Annotated in this window: 24 protein-coding genes and 2 riboswitches; of the genes, 20 read left to right on the top strand and 4 right to left on the bottom strand. The window is 47.2% G+C overall.

The genetic code is table 11. The features are described from left to right. The 4 genes from IE163_RS11090 to IE163_RS11105 all read left to right on the top strand — a co-directional run. On the top strand, window positions 1-530 hold a 530-nt coding region (locus tag IE163_RS11090; protein WP_308430900.1), incomplete at its 5' end, for a glycine cleavage system transcriptional repressor. A gap of 9 nt (window positions 531-539) precedes the next feature. After that, on the top strand, window positions 540-1,007 hold the full coding sequence (gene bcp / locus IE163_RS11095; protein ID WP_189433045.1) for a thioredoxin-dependent thiol peroxidase: 468 nt from the start codon (window positions 540-542) through the stop codon (window positions 1,005-1,007). A gap of 124 nt (window positions 1,008-1,131) precedes the next feature. After that, entirely contained in the window at window positions 1,132-2,244 is a 1,113-nt protein-coding gene (locus IE163_RS11100) for a PQQ-dependent sugar dehydrogenase (RefSeq protein WP_189433046.1), read from the top strand. 2 nt (window positions 2,245-2,246) lie between these two features. Then, complete coding sequence (locus IE163_RS11105; protein ID WP_189433047.1) at window positions 2,247-4,274, top strand: TonB-dependent receptor family protein; 2,028 nt, start codon at window positions 2,247-2,249, stop codon at window positions 4,272-4,274. Between the two features lie 70 nt (window positions 4,275-4,344). Here IE163_RS11105 and IE163_RS11110 read toward each other — a convergent pair whose 3' ends face one another. After that, window positions 4,345-5,421: an AI-2E family transporter gene (locus IE163_RS11110; protein ID WP_189433048.1), complete on the bottom strand. Its 1,077-nt coding sequence runs from the start codon at window positions 5,419-5,421 to the stop codon at window positions 4,345-4,347. 236 nt (window positions 5,422-5,657) lie between these two features. On the opposite strand from IE163_RS11110, the gene bepA reads away from it, so the two are divergent. The 5 genes from bepA to IE163_RS11135 all read left to right on the top strand — a co-directional run bounded on the left by bepA (window position 5,658) and on the right by IE163_RS11135 (window position 9,201). After that, window positions 5,658-7,106, top strand: coding sequence for a beta-barrel assembly-enhancing protease (gene bepA, locus IE163_RS11115; RefSeq protein ID WP_189433049.1), 1,449 nt, complete (start codon window positions 5,658-5,660; stop codon window positions 7,104-7,106). Window positions 7,107-7,123: 17 nt separating this feature from the next. After that, window positions 7,124-7,468, top strand: a complete 345-nt coding sequence (arsC, locus tag IE163_RS11120) for an arsenate reductase (glutaredoxin) (RefSeq protein WP_189433050.1) — start codon at window positions 7,124-7,126, stop codon at window positions 7,466-7,468. Beyond that, entirely contained in the window at window positions 7,468-8,052 is a 585-nt protein-coding gene (wrbA, locus tag IE163_RS11125; RefSeq protein WP_189433051.1) for an NAD(P)H:quinone oxidoreductase, read from the top strand. Before arsC ends, wrbA begins: the two co-directional genes overlap by 1 nt. Then, window positions 8,052-8,498: a DUF2069 domain-containing protein gene (locus IE163_RS11130; protein WP_189433052.1), complete on the top strand. Its 447-nt coding sequence runs from the start codon at window positions 8,052-8,054 to the stop codon at window positions 8,496-8,498. Before wrbA ends, IE163_RS11130 begins: the two co-directional genes overlap by 1 nt. A gap of 124 nt (window positions 8,499-8,622) precedes the next feature. Next, the gene (locus IE163_RS11135; protein ID WP_189433053.1) at window positions 8,623-9,201 is read left to right on the top strand and encodes an LON peptidase substrate-binding domain-containing protein; all 579 of its coding nucleotides are present in this window, start codon (window positions 8,623-8,625) and stop codon (window positions 9,199-9,201) included. A gap of 4 nt (window positions 9,202-9,205) precedes the next feature. Here the strand turns inward: IE163_RS11135 and queE are convergent, their stop codons facing one another. After that, entirely contained in the window at window positions 9,206-9,871 is a 666-nt protein-coding gene (gene queE, locus IE163_RS11140; protein ID WP_189433248.1) for a 7-carboxy-7-deazaguanine synthase QueE, read from the bottom strand. 116 nt (window positions 9,872-9,987) lie between these two features. Here queE and queC point away from each other — a divergent pair, with 116 nt between their 5' ends. Together queC and IE163_RS11150 are read left to right on the top strand one after the other, a co-directional pair. After that, entirely contained in the window at window positions 9,988-10,644 is a 657-nt protein-coding gene (queC, locus tag IE163_RS11145) for a 7-cyano-7-deazaguanine synthase QueC (RefSeq protein WP_189433054.1), read from the top strand. A gap of 110 nt (window positions 10,645-10,754) precedes the next feature. Beyond that, complete coding sequence (locus tag IE163_RS11150; RefSeq protein ID WP_189433055.1) at window positions 10,755-11,999, top strand: dicarboxylate/amino acid:cation symporter; 1,245 nt, start codon at window positions 10,755-10,757, stop codon at window positions 11,997-11,999. Window positions 12,000-12,080: 81 nt separating this feature from the next. Here IE163_RS11150 and lysC read toward each other — a convergent pair whose 3' ends face one another. Together lysC and IE163_RS11160 are read right to left on the bottom strand one after the other, a co-directional pair. Beyond that, complete coding sequence (gene lysC, locus IE163_RS11155; protein WP_189433056.1) at window positions 12,081-13,430, bottom strand: lysine-sensitive aspartokinase 3; 1,350 nt, start codon at window positions 13,428-13,430, stop codon at window positions 12,081-12,083. Between the two features lie 93 nt (window positions 13,431-13,523). Next, window positions 13,524-13,696, bottom strand: a riboswitch (Lysine riboswitch). 113 nt (window positions 13,697-13,809) lie between these two features. Further along, entirely contained in the window at window positions 13,810-14,082 is a 273-nt protein-coding gene (locus IE163_RS11160) for a DUF3081 family protein (RefSeq protein ID WP_189433057.1), read from the bottom strand. Between the two features lie 76 nt (window positions 14,083-14,158). Between IE163_RS11160 and IE163_RS11165 the strand changes: the two genes are divergently transcribed. The 9 genes from IE163_RS11165 (at window position 14,159) to IE163_RS11205 (ending at window position 23,681) form a co-directional block, all read left to right on the top strand. Then, on the top strand, window positions 14,159-14,755 hold the full coding sequence (locus IE163_RS11165) for a hypothetical protein (protein ID WP_189433058.1): 597 nt from the start codon (window positions 14,159-14,161) through the stop codon (window positions 14,753-14,755). An 85-nt stretch (window positions 14,756-14,840) separates the two neighbouring features. Then, window positions 14,841-16,544, top strand: a complete 1,704-nt coding sequence (locus IE163_RS11170; protein ID WP_189433059.1) for a M28 family metallopeptidase — start codon at window positions 14,841-14,843, stop codon at window positions 16,542-16,544. Window positions 16,545-16,680: 136 nt separating this feature from the next. Next, window positions 16,681-19,314, top strand: coding sequence for an intermembrane phospholipid transport YdbH family protein (locus IE163_RS11175; RefSeq protein WP_189433060.1), 2,634 nt, complete (start codon window positions 16,681-16,683; stop codon window positions 19,312-19,314). Continuing rightward, window positions 19,311-19,499: a YnbE family lipoprotein gene (locus tag IE163_RS11180; RefSeq protein WP_189433061.1), complete on the top strand. Its 189-nt coding sequence runs from the start codon at window positions 19,311-19,313 to the stop codon at window positions 19,497-19,499. Before IE163_RS11175 ends, IE163_RS11180 begins: the two co-directional genes overlap by 4 nt. 22 nt (window positions 19,500-19,521) lie before the next feature. Then, on the top strand, window positions 19,522-19,893 hold the full coding sequence (locus IE163_RS11185) for a YdbL family probable chaperone protein (RefSeq protein ID WP_189433249.1): 372 nt from the start codon (window positions 19,522-19,524) through the stop codon (window positions 19,891-19,893). Between the two features lie 118 nt (window positions 19,894-20,011). Further along, entirely contained in the window at window positions 20,012-21,691 is a 1,680-nt protein-coding gene (locus IE163_RS11190) for a carbon starvation CstA family protein (RefSeq protein WP_189433062.1), read from the top strand. Beyond that, window positions 21,688-21,960 carry a cory-CC-star protein gene (locus IE163_RS11195; RefSeq protein ID WP_189433063.1) on the top strand — a complete coding sequence of 91 codons (273 nt, stop codon included), beginning with the start codon at window positions 21,688-21,690 and terminating at the stop codon, window positions 21,958-21,960. Before IE163_RS11190 ends, IE163_RS11195 begins: the two co-directional genes overlap by 4 nt. Next, the gene (locus tag IE163_RS11200; protein WP_189433064.1) at window positions 21,951-22,958 is read left to right on the top strand and encodes an ArsA family ATPase; all 1,008 of its coding nucleotides are present in this window, start codon (window positions 21,951-21,953) and stop codon (window positions 22,956-22,958) included. Before IE163_RS11195 ends, IE163_RS11200 begins: the two co-directional genes overlap by 10 nt. A gap of 155 nt (window positions 22,959-23,113) precedes the next feature. Next, window positions 23,114-23,200, top strand: a riboswitch (cyclic di-GMP riboswitch). Between the two features lie 109 nt (window positions 23,201-23,309). After that, a complete protein-coding gene (locus tag IE163_RS11205; RefSeq protein WP_189433065.1) occupies window positions 23,310-23,681 on the top strand; it encodes a DUF3718 domain-containing protein in 372 nt (123 codons plus the stop codon). The last annotated feature ends 80 nt before the right edge of the window (window positions 23,682-23,761 follow it).

Consider the following 23,761-nt stretch of genomic DNA (forward strand, 5'->3'; position numbering starts at 1 on the left):
GGACCGCTATGCCCCAACAACTTGTCGTAACCGCCATTGGGCCAGACCGAACCGGTATCGTTAGTAAACTCGCCAGGCTAGTGACTGAATGTAACTGCAATATTATTGATAGCCGTATGGCCATTTTTGGCAGCGAGTTCACCTTTATCATGTTACTGGCTGGTGACTTGCCCGCCATTAGCCGTATCGAGTATTTATTACCTGCTCTGGGGTTAGAGCTTGATCTGACCACCATGAGTAAACGTACTACAGGCCGTCCAAGGACCCAAGTGGTTGCGCATTATGTGCTGGATTATGCTGGCCCGGATAAGGTGGGAACCCTGGGTGCTATTACCGGATTATTGGCCAGCCACAACATCTACATTGGTTCTTTGCAATCGGAAACGACCCCGATGGCGGACAACATAAAAATGCGTACTCAGATGACACTGGAATTACCTGAAGGTGTCAATGCACAACAAATTGAGACAGAGCTTAGCGCGCTAATGCAACAACTCGGCTTACATGGCCGGTTTATGGCGCAAATATAAGGAAAACAGATGAAGACATTAATTGCAGGTCAGCAAGCACCAAACTTTACACTGCCCGACCAACATCAACAAAATGTGACATTAAGTGACTGCTTAGCTTCGCACCGGGTGCTCGTTTACTTCTATCCCAAAGCAATGACGCCAGGCTGCACCGTGCAAGCCTGTGCTCTGCGTGATACCCAAACAGAATTAAAGGCCAAAAACGTCAGTATTATAGGAATTAGCACAGACAGTCCGCAGCGTTTGGCAAAATTCGCGCAACGAGATGCGCTAAACTTTACCCTACTGGCCGATGAAGACCACAAAGTTGCCGAAGCTTTCGGCGTTTGGGGACTGAAAAAGTTTATGGGTAAAGAATACGATGGAATTCATCGTTTAAGCTTTTTAATCAACCAAGACGGCAGTATTGCCAAAGTATTTGATACGTTTAAAACCAAAGATCATCATCAAGTGGTACTAGACTACCTAAATAACTGAATTTCAGCTTGCGTTGCAGGCGTTTGAACCGAAAATGCCTGCCGTATTCATCTCACGGCTGCTAGCATCAAATTTCTTCGGCTTTTTTTTCAGCCCACTACATCTGTCATCACAGGAGTTAATAATGAAAAACGTCTTCTCATTGTCTTTACTAAGCGCCAGCTTGCTGTTTACTGCCTCACTATCAGCTCAAACATTGAATACCGAGAAAACCAATTTAACACTGGAGAAAGTAACACAGGGGCTAGAACACCCTTGGGGCTTAGCTTTTTTGCCTGATGGCAGAATGCTGGTCACTGAGCGCGCTGGCAAACTGCGTTATGTCAACACCGACGGCAGTTTAAGTGAGCCGCTGGCAGGTTTACCGGATATTGCGGTGGCAGGCCAAGGTGGTTTATTCGATGTGCTGTTACATCCTAATTATGCTGAAAACAACCAAGTTTATATTAGCTACAATGAACCTAGTGCCAACGGCAGCAGCACGACAGTCGCTCTGGCAACATTGGCTGCAGACCGCCTCACCAATGTAAAGGTTATTTTTAGCGCCAACCCTAAATTCAGCAGTCGTCATCACTTTGGCGGTCGATTGGTTATTCAAGACAACCAATACTTGTTTATTACACTAGGTGATCGCGGGCAGCGTCGTGATGATGCACAAACGTTAGATAACCACCACGGCAAGGTGATTAGACTTAATCTGGATGGCAGCGTGCCGGAAGATAATCCTTATGTACGAAATGCCGCTGTACTTGATGATATTTGGTCATACGGTCATCGCAATATCCAAGGCGCTGCACTACACCCAACCACCGGCGAACTTTGGACTCACGAGCATGGTCCCCAAGGTGGTGACGAAATTAATATAACCCGCGCAACACTAAACTACGGCTGGCCGGTAATCACCTACGGCGAAGAGTATGGTGGTGGTAAAATTGGTCAAACCGCGAAAGAAGGTATGGAACAGCCACTGCATTATTGGGTGCCGTCTATTGCACCAAGCGGTATGGCATTTTATTTGGATGACGCTATCCCGGGCTGGAAAAATAGCCTGTTAGTGGGCTCTTTACGTTTTGGTCAGCTAGTGAGGTTAGAACTTGATGGCGACAAAGTGAGCCATGAGGAACGTATTATGATTGGGCAGCGTATCCGCGATGTACGTCAAGGTCCGGACGGTGCGGTGTACTTGCTTACCGACCAAGCTGATGGCCAGATATTACGCTTACGAACGGCTAAGTAACGATGAACTATTGGTTTTATCCTCTTACCGCGGTAACAGCGTTACTTTCTGCTGCAGTAACGGCTAACGAAGAAAGCGACGACAAAGCAATAGAAGTTATTGTTGTCTCTGCCGGCCAGCAACAGCAGAACTGGCTAAATACACCGGCCAGTGTCAGCGTCAAAACCTTACCACAAGCAGGGTTACTTATTGATAGTGGCCAGTTATTACAAGGAATCCCCGGCTTGCAAGTGGATAGCCGGGCTAACTTTGCTCAGGATACCCGGCTTAGCTTACGTGGTTTTGGTAGCCGCAGCGCTTTTGGGATCAGAGGTCTGTACCTGCAACAAGATGGTATCCCGATCTCAGCACCTGATGGCCAAGGACAGTTATCCAGTGTGCTGCTCGACAGTATTGGCCAGATTGAAGTTTTAAGCGGCCCTTTAGCTGTGCTATATGGCAATGGTGCTGGTGGTGTGATTAGTCTTACTACCCGTGAGCAAATCCCTACAGAAGTAAGTAGCAGCTTGGCAATAAGTGAAGTACAACAGCAATATCAGCTTAGGTTAAATAGACAAACAGCAGACCATAGCTGGCAAGTTGCCGCTAAACACTTTGAAACAGAAGGGTTTCGCCCGCATGCCGCTGCCCGCAAACAACAACTACAAGCCGGTTGGCAACAACTATTAACCGACGACTTGACGCTGAAATTTAAAGTCGATTGGGCAAATGATCCGCGATTACAAGATCCACTTAGTTTGTCAGTAGCGCAGTGGCGTGAAGATCCTACGCAAACGGCAAGCCAAGCTAAATTATTTGATACCACCAAAACTACTGAGCAACGCCAGCTAAGTGCGACATTGCAGCACAGCGGTCCAGCCCCTTGGCAAGTAGCCTTGTGGCAAGGTAAGCGAGAGGTTAGTCAACGGTTGGCTTTTACCGGTGAAGCCATTAGCTCTGCCGGTGGCGACATTGCCTTAGCGCGCGCTTATCATGGTATCAATGCGCAAAAAAAATGGCAGCTGACTCCAGCACTAAGTCATTTGCTCGGTGGCGCTTGGGTAAAAAGCGACGATTTACGCCGCGGATATGTTAATCAGTTTGGCCAGCGCGGCGCACTGCGCCGGGACGAAGTCAATCTGGCAGAAAACCGGGATCTTTATTGGCGTTTTAGTTACCAGCACTCTGCAGCACTCAGTATTGATGGAGGCTTACGTTACAGCGAATTGCGCTATCAGATCCTCGATAATTTTATCCAGCCAGGCAATCCAGATGACAGTGGCAGTAAAAATTATTATCAACATGCAGCAGCTATTGGGCTTACATATCGATTTGCCGAACAATGGTCTTGGTTTGTTAGCACAGGTAAAGGCTTTGAAGCACCAACCTTAGCTGAGCTAGCCTATAAACCAGAAGGCACTGGCTTAAATCTGGCGCTGCAGGCGAGTCAAAACCAGCAGTGGGAAAGCGGTTTTAAATATCAGGGATGGGCCAGCAGTGCGAGTTTAAGCCTGTTTAGTATTCGCAGCAATGACGAGCTGTTAGTCGCCAGTAGCAATAATGGCCGCACCAGCTATCGTAATGCTGGCAATACTGCTCGTGATGGTATCGAGTTCAATCTAAAGCAACAGCTCACAGCACAGCTTAAGCATGAGCTGAGCTTAACTCTGATTGATGCTCGCTTTCAATCGCCGGAACTTAAAGACAAGCGCCTGCCAGGTGTCGCAAAAACAGATGCTTACTGGCAACTACGCTTTCAACCAAACTTAAGGTTACCGGTCTATCTGGAGTGGCGCACCCTGTATCGCGGTAATATTGCTACTACCGATAACAACACTGAGTTTGCGCCTGCGGCACTTACCTTTGATGCTACCCTGCACGCGCAACAGCAACTCAGCCGCTGGCAACTTAACTACTGGCTGAAACTTGATAATTTAACTGATCGTGACAACGTTGGCGCAGTGGTCGTTAACCAAACCAACGGCAGAGCCATTGAGCCTGCACCAGGCCGACAATTAAGTGCTGGACTTAGCATGAACTACCTTTGGTGACGATAAATAGCGGCCGGCGCTCTAACTGACGTGCCGGCTGCAACATAACATCTCGATGCTGAAAAAGACGCTAGCTGGTTTCAACCTTCTCTACGGGACCTAATCTCGTCGACCAGGCATTAGCGGTTGCTTTAACCAATGACGCCAACGGTATAGCGAAGAAAATACCCCAGAAGCCGAATAAACCACCAAAGAACAACACGGCGATGATGATGTAAACTGGATTTAAATCAACAACCTCTGAGAACAGCAGTGGCACAAGCACGTTGCCATCTAAAGCCTGTATCACACCATAAGCCAGCATCAAGTAACCAAACTCAGCGCTAAACCCCCACTGAAACAAACCAACTAAAGCAACTGGCAAGGTTACAACGGCGGCACCTATATAAGGAATTAATACCGAGAATCCAACTAACATGCCAAGTAGCAAGGCATAGTTAAGACCAAATAACGAGAATACGGCATAACTGCACACTCCAACAATTAGAATCTCTAACATCTTGCCGCGGATATAGTTCATAATCTGCACATTCATTTCGTGCCATACCTGAGTAATAAGTTGGCGTTCATTTGGTAAAAATTGTATTAGTCCAGTCGTTAATTGCGTTTTGTCTTTCAACATAAAAAACACCATTACCGGCACCAGTACCAGATAGATTAATAGCGCAACTAAATCAACAATAGAGGCTAACGACATCGACAACATTTGCCGACCAAAAGCCATCACACGTTCATCTACCGTATGCATCATCAATAAAATTTGCTCTTCGCTTACCATACCAGGCAGTAACTCCGGCAGCTCTAACAAGTAGGTACGCCCTAATTCGATCATCTGTGGTAAATCACGGAGCAAATTTCTACCTTGATACCACGCCAACGGCACTACCCACATCAGCGCCAGAATCAGGACTCCCATAAACCCAAGCACCACAACGGTAGTGCTGACGGAGCGACTGGCCCCCATCTGGCACAAACGCGATACCGGCCATTCGAGGAGATAGGCAAAAGCGATAGATACCAACACTGGTGCTAACATCCCGCTTAACCAATAAAGACTCAAAAAGCCCATAAGCAACATTAAAAAGAGTGCGACAACCTGGGGGTCTGAAAATTTATTGGTATACCACTTTCTTAACCAGTCAAACATGTTCAATCTCATTGGCGGACAAACTTGTGCGCAGTATACCAAGATCAACAGAAAAGTAACGAGCCTCTGTATGACAAGCGACTGATTATGGTAGATTAGCGCTAAGGTAACGTCTCTGTATTAAATTTCAGCGTTTACACGCAGATCAGCAATAAGTAATGAACTTACCCTGGCAAAAATAGACAAATACACAGAATTACCGCTCTTAATCGCAGCATGAAACAGGTCAGCCGTTTATGATACGTCTTGCAGTAAAATCAACTCTCGCTTCAAGCCTGCTTATCTTCTGTTTGCAGACCACACCTGCCCAGGCGGTAAACAAGCTGCCTGATATTGGCGGCAATGCCTTTTCCACCTTAACACCAGAAAAAGAGAAGCAACTAGGTGATGTGATGATGCGGCAAACCAGAGGTAGCTTACCTATGGTTTACGATCCATTGCTCGATGAATACATTAATGCCCTGGGTAATCGTTTAGTGGCCAGAGCAAATGATGTGAAATTCCCCTTTAAGTTTTACTGGGTGAATAATCGGCATATCAACGCTTTTGCTACGCTCGGCGGAAATATTGCCTCGCATACGGGGACCCTCGCCGTCGCCGACAGTGAGAGTGAGTTCGCTTCAGTGATTGCGCACGAAATCGCCCACGTTACACAACGGCATATCGCCCGCTTTGTCGAAGCGCAAAACCAACGCGCACCCTTAACGATTGCTAGTTTGCTGGGCGCTATCGTGCTGGCTACTGTCAATCCAGAGGCCGGCATGGCAGCCATGATGGCTTCTCAAGGCGCGGCGCAACAAAGCGCCATTAACTTTACTCGTAGTAATGAACAAGAAGCCGATCGTATCGGCATGAACATACTGGCAGAAGCCGGTTTTGACCCAAATGCCGTTCCTCTTTTCTTTACAAAACTAAGTGAGCAAAGCCGCTTTGTTAATCAACAACTGGCATTTTTACAAACCCACCCTTTATCACAGGCCAGGGTCAGTGACACCCGACTCCGCGCACAGCAATATCCGCAACGTTTTGTGCCAGACAGCCAAGATTTTACACTAAGTAAAGCAAGGGTATTAGCACGTTACCAACACAATACTAAAGATGCTATCACCATTTTTAACCGGAAACTGGGCGAGCCTGGCGGCAATACCCGTGCCAACCGCTACGGTTTAGCGGTTGCCTTGCTAGACGATAAGCAATACGACGCTGCGTTAGCGCATATTGACGATCTGCTACAGCAAGATCCGCACAATTTATATTATTTAGACGTATATACCGATATTCTAATTGGTCAGCAAAAATACCAACAAGCCCTGGATATGTTACAACAAGCCTACTTGCTGCGCCCAAACAACCAGGTTGTTACCTTAAACTATGCCAACGTTGCGATTAAGTCGGGGAGTTATGGATTAGCAATACATTTGCTGCGCAACTTACTGTTCTACAAAGACGATAATATTTTGGCGTATGATTTATTATCTGAAGCCTATAAATTGCAGGAGGATTTTGCCAAATATTATGAAGCAAGATCAGACTTGTTTTATCAATTAGCCAATTATCCTAAAGCGATTGACGATTTAAATGAGGCGTTAAACCATCTGAAGCCAGATGCCCGTTTAGAGAATCGCCGCATTGAAGCGAAAAAGCGCCAATTACAAGCCGAATTTGATCGCTTACAACGCATGTAACACAACAAGGACACCAGATGATAACGCTTTACCATAACCCCCGCTGCTCGAAAAGCCGTGATGCATTAACATTATTGGAGCAACATGGTCAGCCTTTTCAGATAGTAGAGTATTTAAAAACACCGCTGGATGAAGGCACCCTTAGTGCTTTGTTGGTTAAACTGGGTCTGACCGCACGAGAGATTATGCGAAATAAGGAGGATGAATACCAACAGCTTGGCTTAGCCGACTCTAGCTTAACCGAGCAACAACTTATAAGCGCTATGGTCAAACATCCCCGTTTATTAGAGCGGCCTATCGTCGTAACAGGCGATAAAGCCGCCATAGGCCGGCCACTTGCCAATATAGCAGCAATATTATAATGACCTGTAATATCCTGATCCTGTATTATTCACGCCATGGCTCTGTGGCTGCCCTAGCGGAGAAAATTGCCAGTGGTGTACAACAAGCCGGTGCTGAAGCTAAAATCCGCTGTATCGCGGGCTTTAATCAGCACACCCAGCCGCGGCATCCCATAGCGGAGCTGGCCGAGCTAAGAGACTGTGACGGGCTGGCTTTTGGCAGCCCCGTTCGCTTTGGCAATATGGCAGCCGAAGCCAAAGCATTTTGGGATAACACTACCAGTTGCTGGCTTAAGGGAGAATTAATCAATAAAGCGGCTGGGGTTTTTACCTCATCGGGTAGTTTACACGGTGGCAATGAAGCAAATTTGCTAAGCATGATGTTGCCCTTATTGCACCATGGCATGCTGTTAATGGGTATACCCTATAGCGAGCCTGAGCTTCACAAAACACAAAGCGGCGGCACACCCTATGGCCCCAGCCATGTTAGTGGCATGAGCGCTGATACCCAATTGTCGGTAGAAGAACAACGACTAGCGCTGGCTTTTGGTAAACGCTTAGCGCAATTAAGTATGGCATTAAAAACTAAAGGATTCTCAACCTAATGACCGCAACAGCTACAGCGCCTATGTCTGCTGAAACACAACGATTTTTACGCTTAGGCCGCATTGGTTTCTGGGGTTTATGGCTACTTATCCCCGTTTGGCACCTCTGGTTGGCTCCCGTGGGCTATGGCGAGGAACAAGATCTTAAACCCAGTACTGTTAGTACCTTATTATTACTCTGGGTACCATTATGGCTACCCATGTGGGGTATCATCAAAGGCAAAGCCTATACCATGGCTTGGGCTAATTTTATTGTAATGATTTATTTTCTGCACAGTTTAACCAATTTATGGGTAAGTGTAGGACTGTATTTTTGGTTGTCGGTAGTAGAACTGTTGTTAGCCTGCCTGATGTTTTATGGCTGTACTTATTACGCCAGAAACCGTGGCAAAGAGTTAGGATTAAAAATTCCGAAGCTTAAAGATGATCCCGTACGTAAAAATTAAAACTATGCCCATGTAGCAATAGCCACTTTGATGATATCAGGGGTGTTTTTGAAATCGCTTTAATCTGGATTGTTATATCCTGCGTATTAGGTAGTAGGTTTTCATTATATAATACGCGGCAACTATGAACGAACAACTGGCCCTTTTTCCACTAGGCAGCTTTTTATTACCGAGGGGCAAGCTCAAGCTAAGAGTATTCGAACCTCGCTATATTCGCTTGGTCAAAGAGGCCATGAACAAAAAACGCGCCTTTGCCATGGCGACACTTAACCCCTTCGTCAGCCAGGAACATCCTGATCGTATTTTACCCTTAGTGTGCAAAGTACAAATTGAAGATTTTGAAGCGCTACCTGATGGGCTGCTGGGCATTACTCTGCGCGGCATCGCACGTTATGAAATCACTAACCGGTGGCAAGAGCCCGATAAATTGCATGTAGCAGAGGTCAGCCCAGTAGCAGATTGGTCAGAACATCATTTATCTGATGAGTTAAAGCCTCTGGCCATCTCTTTTGCTCGCCTGCTACGCGAATACCCGCAGTTAGCTGAACTCTATCCAGAACCAGAGCTAACTGATGCCGCCTGGCTCGCGGGTCGCTGGCTGGAAATATTGCCAATGCAACCCAGCTTAAAAATCAGGATGGCCACCACTGAACCAGACGCTTGCCTGGAGCAGTTGCAACAATGGTTGGAGCACAACGCTTAACGCACTACTCTATCCCCAAATATTTATGCACCTGTACACTTAACCGCCAGTTATGATTGATGCAGCTAGCAATAGCCAGCTCGGTAGCACGTTTTTGCTGGCTTATCGGCTGCAAATAAATCAACTTATCTGTGGTTGCCGTTTGTTGCAGTAACTGCAGTAGCTCATCGACATGTTTTTGCATAGCTACCGGATGTTTTATCTCGTTGGCACGCTGCATAGCGCTGGTCAATACCTGATAGCCCCCGGCCATATTAATTTTTGGTGAAACCGTAACCCAGCTGTGCTCAGGCACTCTAACTTCAAAGGTACCACTGGTTTCAATTTGACTCGTATAACCATGCTGCTGCAACATATTACAAAGCGGCACCAAATCGTACATACATGGCTCACCCCCAGTGATTACCACATGCTTCGCTTGATAAGCTCGTTCGCTAAACACGCTAAGTAGTGCTTCGGGTGTGACCTCTGCCCAATAATCACTCTCAGCTCGCTTGGCCATCACCTCAGGCAGCCCAACTTGCAGAGCGGGGTCAATCAGCCAGGTATGTTTAGTATCACACCAGGAGCAGCCCACCGGGCAGCCTTGCAGACGCACGAAAATAGAGGGCGTACCGGTATAGCTACCCTCCCCCTGAATGGTTTGAAAAACTTCATTAACCTTATACACCCGCTTTGTCATTCCTCTTTTAACTACATCGCTGTATGCTGTTAGTGCGCCCGAGCCGCTTTTGCACTATAATGCGCGGCCCAATTTTTCGGGCATTATACAAGAGAGAGTGGCTTATGACGCAAAAAGTTGTGGTTATTTATTCTGGTGGTATGGACTCCTACACCGTTTTGCATAAAGCCATCCGGGCTGGCCACGAGGTGTATGCGTTATCGTTTAATTATGGTCAGCGTCATGTGAAAGAACTCATTTGCGCCGAACAAGTCTGCCGGGAACTGGGTATCAATCACAAAATTGTTGATATTTCGGCAATTAATCAGTTAATTGGTGGCTCTTCCTTAACCAGTGATATCGAGGTGCCCGAGGGGCACTACGCGGCAGATAATATGAAGTCTACCGTGGTACCAAACCGCAATATGATTTTGCTGTCATTAGCTGTCGGTTATGCCGATTCGCTGGGCGCACGGGCAGTCTATTATGGTGCACACTCGGGCGATCACTTTATCTATCCGGATTGCCGGCCAGAATTCGTGCAAAAGATGAATGACGTTTGCCAAATTGCTAATTATGACCCGGTGGATATTGTTAGCCCGTATTTAGCGCAAACAAAAATTGAAATTCTGCGAGATGGCTTAGCTATGGGCCTTGATTACAGTAAAACCTGGACCTGCTACAACGGCCGCGAAAAAGCTTGTGGTAAATGCGGCTCTTGTCAGGAGCGGTTAGAGGCCTTCACGCTAAATCAGGCTACTGATCCCCTTCCGTACGAATAGTAAAGCGATACAGAATAGCTAAAAATGTTCTAAGTTAGAACAAAGCGGCCTTGTGATGGCCGCTTTTCGTTTTATACTGTGCTCTGATTTTTTCAGACAAAGGCTAATTAATGTTAAAGCTCTGGTTTGCAATTCCTTTTTGGCAACGGGTGCTGGGTGCCTTATTGCTGGGTGTCACTGTTGGCGTCATCTTAGGCGAACAAGCAACGGTTTTTAAACCGCTCGGTACCTTGTTTATAAACGCTATCCGCATGTTAGTGGTGCCGCTTATTTTCTTCGCCTTAATCACCAGCATCACGTCGCTCGCCGATACCAATAAAATGCAGCGGCTGGCATTTAAAACTATAGGTTTGTTTTTACTTACCGCCTTTATTGCCAGCTTAATTGGCTTAACGGTGGGCAGCCTGATGGATTGGGGCGACAGTTTGCAGCTGACTGCCAGCGAGGTACGAGAGCGCAATATTCCCCCGGTATCAGAAGTATTAACAGGCTTAATCCCCACCAACCCAGTGGCGGCCTTGGCACAAGCCAATGTGTTACAAATTATTGTGTTTGCCGCCCTTTTTGGTATCGCTATCAATAAAGTGGGCGAAAAAGCCGAACCCATGAAAAAGCTAATGCAATCGGGCGCTGAGATTATGTATCAAATTACCCGCATGGTATTGCAGCTAACACCAATCGGGGTCTTTGGTTTAATGGCTTGGGTGGTCGGCAGTTTCGGCCTGGCAACCTTATTGCCGCTGGCCAAATTTATTGGCGCCATTTATCTGGCTTGCCTAATTCATATTCTGGTGGTTTACGGTGGCTTAGTCAAAGTGTTTGGCGGCATGGGCTATAAGCAATTCTTTAAAGCCGTACTGCCGGCGCAACTAGTCGCTTATAGCAGCGCCAGTAGCTACGGCACCCTGCCCGTATCGTTTAAAGTTGCCACCGAAGATTTAAAGGTCTCTAAAAATTACGCCAGCTTTGTGTTACCGCTTGGTGCAACCATTAATATGGATGGCTGTGGCGGGATCTTCCCAGCGATCGCCGCTATTTTTATTGCGCATATCTATGGTGTACCGCTGGATACGCTCGACTATCTGCTGATTGCTGGCACCGCTACCCTTGCCTCTGTGGGTACCGCTGGTGTACCTGGCACAGCGATGGTGATGCTGACTGTCACGCTAAGTGTGGTGGGCTTACCGCTGGAAGGGATTGCCTTTATTGCCGCTGTAGACCGGATAGTTGATATGATGCGCACCGCCACTAACGTTACCGGCGATTTAATGGTGGCCAGGGTTATCGGTAAACAGGAAGATTTGCTGGAGCAGCCCGCTGCGACTGACCAAAACTTAGCCAAGCACACCAGCTAAGCACTGCGATAGTCTGCAGATATAAAAAAACCGGTCAGCTGACCGGTTTTTTTATACGGGGTTGTGCTGTTACCAGCGATTTTAGGCTGCAAATAAGCTTTGATGTAACTGCTTTACTACCGCTGGGCCATCGTTATCCTGCACCAGGAAACACAAGTTATGTTTTGATGCACCATGACAAATTAATCGCATATTGATGCGCTCTAACGCATGAAACAGCTCACCGGCAATACCTTTACTGCTATGTAAATGATTACCGATAACAGCGACCAGACTAAGCCCCTGCTCCACACTCACTTCACAAAAGCTTTTAAGCTCATCCAACGCCGGTTCAACATTCGTGCTAAAGGCACTGGTCATGCCGCCTTGATCCAGGGTTAAGGCCACACTGATCTCCGAGGTTGTCACTAAATCAACTGAAATCTGATGCCGGCTTAAGGTATCAAACACCCGGGTTAAAAAGCCTGCTGCATGCAACATAGCGGGGCTTTTTACCGTAATTAAGGTTTGTGACTTGCGCAGCGCAATAGCACGATACGGTGGCCGATCTTTTACTTCTTTGGCAATCCAGGTGCCACCTGCGGCAGGCTCACGGCTGGAACCAACAAACACCGCAATATTCTGGCGCATCGCGGGCAATAAGGTGGCCGGATGCAATACTTTGGCACCAAAGGTGGCCATTTCTGCTGCTTCATCAAAGCTGATTTCTCGGATACAACGGGCATCACTGGTTAAACGCGGGTCGGTAGTAAAAATACCCACCACATCGGTCCAAATTTGTACCGTAGCGGCGTTTAATGCTTCAGCTAATAAGGCGGCGCTGTAGTCCGAGCCGCCACGACCTAAGGTGGTGGTTTGCTCGCTATCATCCGCACCAATAAAACCCTGAGTCACAATACGATAATCGGCTAATAAGGGGGCCAGATGCACTTCACTAAGCTCGGCAATCTGCTGGATTTGCGGTTCGGCCTTTCCGAAACGCGCATCAGTACGCATCACCCGGCGAATATCAAAGCACAACGCAGAGGCTTCGCGTTCAGCCAGCACCTGGCTGAATAGCACCGAGCTTAAACGCTCGCCAAAGGATTGAATAAGATCTTTATGCGCACTGCTGTAAACCGCGCCGCCGTTTTCAATTAGGGCTTTTAGTTCACCCAGTAGCAAGGCGACCGGATCCGCGACGGCTTGTGGCGACGCAAGGCGGTTTAACACATTCAGTGTAATAGCTTCAATACCCGCATAGGCAGCGTAACGCTCCTGCACTTCGGTGGTTTTGGTAATATCGACCAGTAAGTTAGTTACGCCAGAGCTGGCGCTAACCACTACCACCCGAATATTTTCGTCGGCAAGTACAATATCGGCACAACGTGACATAGCATCAAAATCAGCCACGCTGGTGCCACCAAATTTGGCAATAATAAGTTTGGACACGGGGTCTCTCTCCTTAACAGATTAGATAAGCAGAGCATGGCATTTGCTAACACGCAAAACGAGAATAGAAACAGACCGTTGCTGTAAGTAACAAAGGCCAGAAGCTCTCCACCGGATTAAAGGTGACAGTCCTAAGGATTCAGCCTTAGCAACCGGGTGCACAACCACTATTTGTTGTTTACCCTCGGCGCTAAACCCCCTCTTCTATGCTACGAGTAATAGTGCTCTGACATAGAATACCTGGCTAGCGCGCCTCTTCTGGTCTATCGAATACGATTGACGGTGTGTACTTTATCGCGTTCTGCAGTAAATTGCAAACGGCCTTTTAGCCATCTAGACGTAAGAATGCGCTTTTATTCTGCAGTCGTCAAGCAAGGTTTTAACGATAACTTTTTTGAATATATCTAAGCCGCTCTAAAAAAGCCTCCATTTGCTTTTCCTCACTCGCATCCGCATGCCATTTATTGTGAAATCCCAGGGTTAACTGCACAGTACCATCTGAGAAATAGGCGTCGTAGCCGTCAAATCCCTGACTAACAGTAATACCCTCTAACTCAAAACCTGCGCCATTTGCTGTCGTCACCGCTTTACCGTTTTTTTCAATTTTGCTGTATAAACTCAGTAAAAACTTGCCATCAATTTCATTTTGCATAACTACCTCAGTCCCATCTCATTTGAACCCACTACGCTTTAACGGTATAGTTTGGCTGAAACAATAGGAGAAAATAATGAAAAAAACCTTAATTGCTGCTGGTCTGCTCAGCGTTTTTGCCGCTAATGCGCAAATTGTCCGACCTGCTCCACTGGTCTCTATTCCTACCCATGATGCCTTTTTTGACAAGCTAAAAGCCTTATGTGGCAAAGCTTTTGCCGGTGAAATTGCTGTTGATAATCCACCAGCTCCTGGTTTTGAAGGTGCACTTATTATGCATGTGCGCCGCTGTACTGACACTGAATTACAAATTCCTTTTCATGTTGGTGACAATCATTCCCGTACCTGGATTATTACGAAAACCGGCGCAGGGTTATCACTAAAACATGATCACCGCAATAAAGATGGTTCACATGATGAGCAAACCATGTATGGTGGTCATACCGTTGATGCCGGCTGGCCAAATTCACAGTCATTTCCTGCTGATCAATACTCTAAAGAACTGTTCGCCGCCCGCGGTATTCCGCAATCTAATGGCAACACTTGGCAAATGTATGTTTATCCAGAAAAATTTACTTACCGCTTAGTACGTGAAGGCCGGGAGTTCAGAGTTGAGTTTGATCTCACCAAGCCGGTAGCACTACCGCCAGTACCTTGGGGCTATGCCGACTAATTCCCCTGTTTTAGCGACGGCAGTGCTTGGCGGCACTGCTTTCCATCCTTACAATACTTAAAACAAAAACACCAAGGAACCCAAGATGAAAAACACCCTAAAGCAACCCGCACTGTGGCTTACCCTCGCCTCTGCGGTTGCCTTAACTGCCTGCGGTAAACCGGCTGAATCACCACAACAAGTAAGCCCTGTTTCAGCGAATGCTGCAACAGAGCTGGTTGATACCGAGTTTAATCCAAAACTAGCAGAATACATCAAAACCCTTTCCGATGATAAGTTTCAGGGCAGAGCCCCGGCAACTAAGGGTGAAGAGCTTACTGTTGCCTATATTGAAGACAACTTTCGCCGCATTGGGCTCAAAGGTATTGACGGCGACAGCTATAAACAACCGGTTTCACTGGTACAAATTGATCCCAAGCAAGTCAGCGCTATGACCTTAACCGGTGGCGGCGAGCAGTTGCCAACGTCATTGGCCTATCGCGATGATATGATTGCCTGGACCACGCAGGTGGTCGAAGCCGTAGAAGTTTTAGAGAGTGAAATGGTGTTTGTCGGTTATGGCATAGTGGCACCAGAATATAACTGGAATGACTACGAAGGCTTGGATGTCAAAGGCAAAACCGTAGTGATGTTTGTTAACGATCCCGGCTACGCCACGCAAAACCCAGAGCTATTTAACGGCAATGCCATGACCTATTATGGCCGCTGGACTTATAAATTTGAAGAAGCGGCCCGCCAAGGCGCGGCTATGGCACTGATTATTCATGAAACGGCGCCTGCCAGCTATGGTTGGGGTGTGGTAGCACATGGTTCACCGATTAAATTTGATTTGATTAAAGAAAACAAAAATATGGACCGCGCTAAAGTTGAAGGCTGGGTTACCGCCGACACTGCCGCCAAACTATTTGCTAATATCGACAGTGATATTGAAACACTGCGTGCGCAAGCACTGTCGGGCGATTTTAAGCCGGTGCCATTAAATGTAAAAGCCTCAGTTAGCGTGAATAATAACTTACGTGAGCTCAACTCCAGCAACGTAGTGGGCTATATTGAAGGCAGCAAGTACCCGGATGAATATGTACTTTACATGGCGCATTGGGATCACCTGGGCATGGATTTCTCTAATCCAACCAATAAAGTCTTTAATGGCGCCCAAGACAATGCCAGTGGCACCGGTGCCGTTATTGCCTTAGCAGAATACTTCGCCCAGCAACCACAGCCAGAACGCTCTATCGTCTTTGTGTTAGTGACCGCGGAAGAACGTGGCCTACTGGGCTCTGCCTGGTATGCGGAAAACCCGGTCTTCCCGCTGGAGAAAACCGTGGCGGCTATTAATATGGACGTGATGAACGTCTATGGCCCAATGAAAGATATGGTGGTGGTTGGTTTAGGTAATACCGATCTGGAAGAGATTTTGGTGAAGCACACTGAAAAGCAGGGGCGTTATGCGGTGAAAGAGCCTAATCCAGAAGCGGGTATTGCCTATCGCTCAGACCACTTTAGTTTATCGAAAAAAGGGGTTCCGATCCTCTATGCTAAAGGCGGTAACGATCACTATCAACATGGTGCAGAATGGGGCGCAGCTAAGCGCGCAGAATACAATACCTGCTGCTACCACAAGGTAGAAGATGAATGGGATGATAACTGGGATCTGCGCGGTGCCCAGCAAGATCTGTTTTTATACTATCGGGTCGGTAATGAACTAGCGAATAGTCGTCAGTGGCCAAACTGGTATCAGGGCAATGAGTTCCGTGCTATTCGTGATGCTTCAGCGGCAACGCGTCAATAATCTACAACAGCCAGACAAGATTTAAGGCACAGTAAAGCAGCTTCGGCTGCTTTACTTTTTGACGCGCTATAAATTCAGAGTATATTCAGTTAGTCTAGGCCAGACTACTATCAAGGAGCCTTGAAAAGGAGCAGTGATGCGCCGGCTGTTTAAATCGATACTTATTTTACTGCTAGGCTTACCGGTCATTCTCTTTGTTGGCTGGCTTTATTTGCATGCGCAGTTAAAACAAGCGGGTATTAGCGACTGGTCGGCACACCTTGATAAACTGTCGTTACATCAACTCGTGCTAACCGAACTGGTGTTTACTCTTGAGCAGCCAGACTATCAACTAAACGTTAGCCTCAAGACATTGCGATTGGACTGGTCCTGGCCCGCATTTTTCCGGATAAAACTACAAAACATACTGCTAGACTCTGCGGATATTCATGTAGAACGTTTTCAAGCTGTACAGCATGAGTCCAGCGACTCTGCCTTTGAGCTACCTGCCGAATGGCAATTGCCGCCTTGGCTGCCACAATTACTCAAGCTTGAGCACGTTAACCTTACCCTGCCCTGTGGCCAGCAACACTGTCAATTACAAGCAACAGCGCTAATCAGTGGCGATGACGCTGGGCAATGGCAGGCCAAGCTGCAACTGATTGACCCTAAACACCAATTGACGCTACACGCCGATTTCTACTACGAGCATCATGCCAGCGATAAAACGCTGCAAGGTAGTATTCAGCTTGACCAGCAACTGGCTCTTAGCCTAAAACAATACCTCAATAGTGACCGTCAGGCCAGGACTGAACTGGCACTAGCTATAGCGCCACCGTCAGCCGCCTTGCTGGCAATGCTGGCAGATTTCCAGCTTACTTTGCCAGCAGAATGGTTAACGCAATTTAAACAACCCGTGCAACTTTATGCCGCCGGCGACTGGCGACTACCAGCAACACTTGACACAAGCACCCATGCTTTACCACTGGCTGACGCAAGTTTTCAGCTAATAGCCAGAGCACCGGACCCTTTTATTGTTCCAGGGGTGGGTTGGTTAAAAGGTGAGATAACAAGCCAGCTAAAACTGAGCGATTCTCAGTTAACACAATGGCAGCTCGAGGCAGAGCTGGAGCTAACACACTATGCCAACACTATCGCTAATGGCAGCTTAGCAGATACGCTACTCGCAAGCTTTGACACGCCACTGGCGCCACTGCAGATAACACTGCAAAGTGGCAGTCAGTTAATGCCAGACGCGGTAACCGACACAACAACAGAGCAGGTGTTATGGGATCTGACTCAAGGCTTACCAATTAGCGTTAGGCTTAGCTCAAAAGCGCCGCTACAAAGCTTGGTAGAAGCTAATTTACTACTGGGTTTTGCACCGACACTTACTCTAGAACTACAACAGAGTAATGTTGCCATAGCAGCCAAAACGGTTAAGGCAAGCGCCATCCAGCTAGAAATTGCAGATTTGCAGTTACAAAGCAACGTCAGCGGTTTTTGGCAAGCAACCGGTTGGCAGTTTACACTGGCCGATAATAGTCAGCTCAGCGGTACTTTTAAGCATCCCAGCGCCCAGGCTAAACTGCAGTTGCAGCTAGAAAACACCGAGTTTACACAGCATGGCAGTGCCGATATCGCCATGCATGGTAAAACCATACTAACCATCGCCCAGTTGCAACAGCCTCAGTTAAATACCCAAGATTGGCAATGGCAGGCTGACTTAACGGGTAATTTGTCACAACTAGCCCTCAAAGGTGAACTGACAAACGACAGCGGGCTGTCGATCCCCCATCAACTGCAGTGGCAGGCATCAAATCCACTTAACGTAAACTGGCAAGTTGCCGATATTTTTTTACTGGCGGGTAACCCGCTACATAGCACCCTGGCCGTCTGGCCGGAACTGCTGACCCTTAGCCGCGGCCGCTTAATAGCTGCTGGCCAGCTAAGCTATGATGCGGATCATGTTACCGCCAGCGCCTTACTACAACTGCGTGAGCTAAATGGCCTTTATGATCGCACCTTGTTCAGCGGTCTAACGAGTCAAATTAGTGTTAAGTTGCAAGATCAGCAGCTTAGCGTGGATATTCCAGCGCTACAGCTGACCCAACTTAACCATGGTATGCAACTGGGTCCAGTTGCTATGACCGCCCAGTATACGGCCTCACTGGCTGAGCCGCTAACCGGTAAATTGCAACTGAGTAATCTGACCATGAGTTTTATGCAGGGCGAACTAGCAGTTGAACCGCAGTTGTTGGATCTTAGTGCTGCTGAACAACAACTGGTTTTAGTTATTAAGCAGCTGGATCTGGCAGAACTGATGCGGCAACACCCCACCACCGATCTCAATGCCAATGGCAAGCTAAGCGGCCGGATCCCGATTACTATTAAAGATAAGCAATTTAGTGTGCAGCAGGGTATGTTAGCGGCTGAGCAACCTGGCGGGCGATTACAATACCGCACAGCCGCCAGTGCAACGGGAAGTAGTAATCCAGGCATGAAGTTGGTTTTTGATGCGCTCTCCGATTTTCATTTTAGCGTACTAAGCTCAGAGGTCAGTTACAGCCACAGCGGTAAACTACTATTGTCCTTGCAGTTGCAAGGTGCCAACCCCGCCGTGCAACAAGGTCGCGCGATAAATTTAAATATTAATTTAGAAGAGGATTTACCCGCTATGATCGCCAGCCTGCAGCTGGCGAATAAACTGAACGATACGCTAACTAAACGTGTCCAACAGCATATCCAACGACAACAAGCAGCTAAAGCAGCTGCAGGAGAAAACCCATGAAGCGAAATGCGCTGCTGGCGCTCGGTGTAATAGTTGCGCTTAGCGCCTGTACCCCCAAGGTAGAAGTTGCCCTGGCCAATGAGCCTATTAATATCAATCTGAATGTAAAAATCCAGCACGAAATTTATATTAGAGTTGATAAACAATTAGATGAATTATTTAGTGACTCCAGTGGCTTATTCTAAGCGCTATTCTGAGGAAAACATGATGAAATCGATTCACAGCTTATCTGGTAGTAAGGTACTGAAAACACTGTTTTTAAGCGCCGTATTTGCGATCAGCATGCCGGTATTTGCCATGAACTTGCAACAAGCCATGAGTGCCCTGCCTAATGCAAAAACCCAGGGCTTAGTGGGTGAACAGCTTAATGGCTATTTAGGCGTGGTCCAAAGCAGCCCTGAAGCGGAAAGTATTGCCAAACTGATTAATGATGCCCGCCGTGCAGAATATACCCGCCTGGCCAAAGAAAATAATATCGCCGTCGCCGATGTGGAAGCCATGGCTGGACAAAAAGCAGTAGAACGCACATCGCGGGGACACTATATTCTGCTGGATGGAAATTGGATACAAAAACGTTAAGCATTGCGCTAACGCAAATAAACAACAGATAACCATTCGACTTTAGTCGCATGTTTGACGCTGAGCTAATGCTGTACCATGCTAAGTTGGTTTCTAACACCCACTAAGAGGTAGTAGCATGAATGCTATTTTGCTGATGTTGATGGGCCTGGGCGCCATGGCGCTCGGGTACTTCGTGTACTCTAAGTTCATTTGTGAAAAAATCTTTAAAGTCGATCCAAACTTCCGCACCCCTGCTCATGAAATGCAGGATGGCGTTGACTACGTACCCACCAATAAATATATCTTGTGGGGTCACCACTTTACCTCGGTCGCGGGTGCCGCGCCTATTATCGGCCCAGCAATAGCCGTTATCTGGGGTTGGGTACCGGCCTTTTTATGGGTGGTATTTGGTACTATCTTTTTTGCCGGTGTGCATGATGCCGGCGCGATCTGGGCCAGTAGTCGCAACAAAGCGAAATCTATCGGTGCCTTAACCGGTGATATTGTAGGCAACCGCGCCCGCAGTATCTTTATGATTGTGATCTTCTTAGTGTTGCTGATGGTTAACGCGGTATTTGCCGTGGTAATTGCCAACCAACTGATTAGCTTCCCAAGTGCCACTGTACCAGTGTGGGGTGCCATCATTGTGGCATTGATCATCGGGCAGCTGATTTATCGTAAGCTGATAGGTTTACTCATGGTAACCATTATTGGCGTAGTAGCACTTTACGCGATGATTTATGCAGGCCCCATGTTCCCGCTATCTTTACCAGAAAGCGTGATGGGATTATCTGATCGTCAAGGCTGGATCATCCTGTTATTTGTTTATGCTGCTATCGCCTCGTTATTGCCAGTATGGGCGCTATTACAACCACGCGATTATATAAATGGTATCCAGTTGTTTATCGGTCTGGGCCTACTATACGCAGCAGTTATCTTCGCCAGCCCGGATATCGTAGCACCAGCCTTTAATACCGATGTTCCTGAAGGCACCCCCTCACTTATTCCGCTACTGTTTGTGACTATTGCTTGTGGTGCTATCTCTGGTTTCCACGGCTTGGTAGCAAGCGGTACTACCTCAAAACAACTTGATAAAGAGCCCGATGTGCGCTTTGTGGGTTATTTTGGTGCTATCGGTGAAGGCTCATTAGCTTTAGCCGCTATCATTGCCGCTACCGCAGGTTTCGCTACCCTCGCCGACTGGCAAGCTATTTATCACAGCTTTGGCCAAGGTGGCGTAGGCGCCTTTATTCGTGGTGGTGCCAATATTCTGCAAGATGGTATTGGCTTAGATGCAGTGCTAGCACAAACGCTACTAACAGTAATGGTAGTATTATTTGCCGGTACTACTATGGACACCGGTTTACGGCTACAGCGTTATATCTTCCAGGAATGGGGCAGTATTTATAATGTTGGCTGGATGCAAAAAGCGGCGCCTGCAACCTTACTGGCAGTGGGCTCTTGTTTATTATTAGCCTTCGGTGCTGGTGGTGACGGTTCTGGTGGTATGATGATTTGGCCATTATTCGGCACCACTAACCAGCTACTGGCAGGCTTAACCCTATTGGTGATAACCGTAATGCTGGTTAAGTTGGGGCGCCCTATGTGGTATACCCTCGCGCCGTTAATTTTCTTATTAACGATGACGACCTTAGGTTTATTGATCCAGCTGAAGAGCTTCTACGACAAAGGTGATTGGTTCCTGTTTACACTGGATATCATTATCCTGGTTGCCGCCATTCTGGTTATTCTGGAATCAGGTTCGACCTTAACCAAACAAATTAAAGCTAATAAAACTGCTAGTAGTAAAGCATGAAGCTTGATGCGATAAAGGCCTGGTTTCGCCAGGCCAATTTTTATGTTGAAGAGGTCTATAATGCTCCCTATCGCTCGGCAATTGCCCGAGCGCAACGGGAGCAGGATGACCTCTTTATGTTATTAATCTTTTCAGAAATGATGGGCGTACCCAATCCTGCCAGCTACTACACATTAGAACTGCAACCGTTATTAATGGAGCGTTTTCATGATTGGCACAAACGTATGGGAATGGAGCACTCGCCTTTGGATAATTTCAAATGCTGTTAACTGACAAAAGGGTGTTACTGATTGGCGGTAAAGGCGGTGTAGGTAAAACTACCGTGTCCTCTGCCCTTGCCGTACTCGCTACCCAACGCGACAAAAAAGTCTTGTTGGTGTCTACCGATCCGGCACATAGTCTGGCTGACGCTTTTGGCCGTGAAAAAATTGGTGATAAGGTAACCCGACTCGCGCCCAATCTTGATGCATTGGAGCTTGATCCCGATCAGGAAGTAGAACAGCATCTGGCCAGAGTAACAGCGCAGTTAAAACGCTATACCCGTCCCGAAATGTTTACTGAAATTGAACGGCAAATGCGTTTAACGCGCCAATCACCAGGCGCGCAAGAGGCCGCTATGTTGGAGCGTATCGCCAACACCATTGAATTAGGCCTGGCCGAATATGATTTGGTCATTTTTGATACGGCCCCAACTGGCCATACTTTACGTTTGCTTAGTTTACCTGAGGCGATGGCGGCCTGGACTCAGGGATTACTTAACGCCAATAAGCGCTCTGAAAAACTCGGGGAAGTGCTCGGCCATTTAACACCAAAAGCGGGCCGGGATATCAATAACCCCCTTATCGATCCTGCCGAGCATGCCACTGCTGGTATGGATGAACGAAATAAAGCTCTTACCGAAACCTTGTTAGCCCGTCAGCGCTTATTAACGCGCACCCGGGAATTACTACTCGATAGCCAAAGAACAGCGTTACTTTTTGTACTGACCCCCGAGAAATTACCCATTTTAGAGACTGGTCGCGCCGTCACGGCTTTAATGGCAGAAAAACTGCCGTTAGCAGGCTTGGTGGTTAATCGTATTCTACCTGAGACAGCCGACGGCGACTTTCTGGCACAGCGCAGGACACAAGAAAAAAGCCACCTGGCACAGATTGAGCAAGACTTCAGCCAGCTCAAACGTTTTAAGCTGCCACTACAAGCCACAGACATTGAGGGAATAACGGCGTTAACGCAATTTGCAAGCTTATTAGCCGAAGCCGGGATCTAACGAGGCATCAATACGTTACCATTAGCCGCTAAGCACGCTATAGGAAATTTGGATTAGATCACACCAATAACAAAGCTTATCGCAGTGTTAGGGTATTCTATCGTAATTTTTGTGTATTTTACCTTGCGCATAAATTAATCATTACATAGAATGCGCGCATTGAAGGGCAAGTCATCCGAAAGGATGTACACGCAAAGCTTCGGATCTAACGGGTATACCCCCATGATAGCCGGGCCACCACGCTTAGATAAGTTATCTGAGCGAGTATTTGGGTTCTGCGCGAAATTTGCCTTTCTGAAAACGAATTGCCTATACTTATCCTGATCGTAAATGTACAAGCCGGAGCCGACAATGAAATTTAACGTTATTACCCTTGCCGCTGTTATTGCATCCACTGCTTTTATCAGCACTCCAGTTGCCGCAAACGATCAGCTAGCACAATCGATTTGTGCTTATGTTGCTGCTGATAGCAGAAATAACCTGCGTAAAACCTTATCAGATAATCGCTTACGTTTAAGCAACGTATACGGCAGCATCGTATGCGATGGTTTACCCTTAGTGCGTTACGCTATAAAAAATGGTGCTAACGACACTGCTGATTTTATTATTAAACAGTTACCTGGTAGTGTTGTAGCTGCATCAGGTGATGTTGAATGGGCCAGAAGTAATGGTTTCGCTGATTCACCGGTAATTGAGTCTTTAATTGCTCGTGCCGGCGGCTAAGTCTTAGCTCTATTAACTCGCTTTGTAAAATAGCACCTTAGGGTGCTATTTTTTTGCTTGTATTGAACCGTTATAAAGCG

It is taken from the genome of Alishewanella longhuensis, assembly GCF_014653435.1.
Classification (GTDB): Bacteria; Pseudomonadota; Gammaproteobacteria; order Enterobacterales; family Alteromonadaceae; genus Alishewanella; species Alishewanella longhuensis.

Coding starts and splice junctions, on each gene's coding strand:
- bcp (WP_189433045.1), top strand. CDS start 540: ATGAAGACATTAATTGCAGGTCAGCAAGCACCAAACTTTACACTGCCC.
- IE163_RS11100 (WP_189433046.1), top strand. CDS start 1,132: ATGAAAAACGTCTTCTCATTGTCTTTACTAAGCGCCAGCTTGCTGTTT.
- IE163_RS11105 (WP_189433047.1), top strand. CDS start 2,247: ATGAACTATTGGTTTTATCCTCTTACCGCGGTAACAGCGTTACTTTCT.
- IE163_RS11110 (WP_189433048.1), bottom strand. CDS start 5,421: ATGTTTGACTGGTTAAGAAAGTGGTATACCAATAAATTTTCAGACCCC.
- bepA (WP_189433049.1), top strand. CDS start 5,658: ATGATACGTCTTGCAGTAAAATCAACTCTCGCTTCAAGCCTGCTTATC.
- arsC (WP_189433050.1), top strand. CDS start 7,124: ATGATAACGCTTTACCATAACCCCCGCTGCTCGAAAAGCCGTGATGCA.
- wrbA (WP_189433051.1), top strand. CDS start 7,468: ATGACCTGTAATATCCTGATCCTGTATTATTCACGCCATGGCTCTGTG.
- IE163_RS11130 (WP_189433052.1), top strand. CDS start 8,052: ATGACCGCAACAGCTACAGCGCCTATGTCTGCTGAAACACAACGATTT.
- IE163_RS11135 (WP_189433053.1), top strand. CDS start 8,623: ATGAACGAACAACTGGCCCTTTTTCCACTAGGCAGCTTTTTATTACCG.
- queC (WP_189433054.1), top strand. CDS start 9,988: ATGACGCAAAAAGTTGTGGTTATTTATTCTGGTGGTATGGACTCCTAC.
- IE163_RS11150 (WP_189433055.1), top strand. CDS start 10,755: ATGTTAAAGCTCTGGTTTGCAATTCCTTTTTGGCAACGGGTGCTGGGT.
- IE163_RS11160 (WP_189433057.1), bottom strand. CDS start 14,082: ATGCAAAATGAAATTGATGGCAAGTTTTTACTGAGTTTATACAGCAAA.
- IE163_RS11165 (WP_189433058.1), top strand. CDS start 14,159: ATGAAAAAAACCTTAATTGCTGCTGGTCTGCTCAGCGTTTTTGCCGCT.
- IE163_RS11170 (WP_189433059.1), top strand. CDS start 14,841: ATGAAAAACACCCTAAAGCAACCCGCACTGTGGCTTACCCTCGCCTCT.
- IE163_RS11175 (WP_189433060.1), top strand. CDS start 16,681: ATGCGCCGGCTGTTTAAATCGATACTTATTTTACTGCTAGGCTTACCG.
- IE163_RS11180 (WP_189433061.1), top strand. CDS start 19,311: ATGAAGCGAAATGCGCTGCTGGCGCTCGGTGTAATAGTTGCGCTTAGC.
- IE163_RS11185 (WP_189433249.1), top strand. CDS start 19,522: ATGAAATCGATTCACAGCTTATCTGGTAGTAAGGTACTGAAAACACTG.
- IE163_RS11190 (WP_189433062.1), top strand. CDS start 20,012: ATGAATGCTATTTTGCTGATGTTGATGGGCCTGGGCGCCATGGCGCTC.
- IE163_RS11195 (WP_189433063.1), top strand. CDS start 21,688: ATGAAGCTTGATGCGATAAAGGCCTGGTTTCGCCAGGCCAATTTTTAT.
- IE163_RS11200 (WP_189433064.1), top strand. CDS start 21,951: ATGCTGTTAACTGACAAAAGGGTGTTACTGATTGGCGGTAAAGGCGGT.
- IE163_RS11205 (WP_189433065.1), top strand. CDS start 23,310: ATGAAATTTAACGTTATTACCCTTGCCGCTGTTATTGCATCCACTGCT.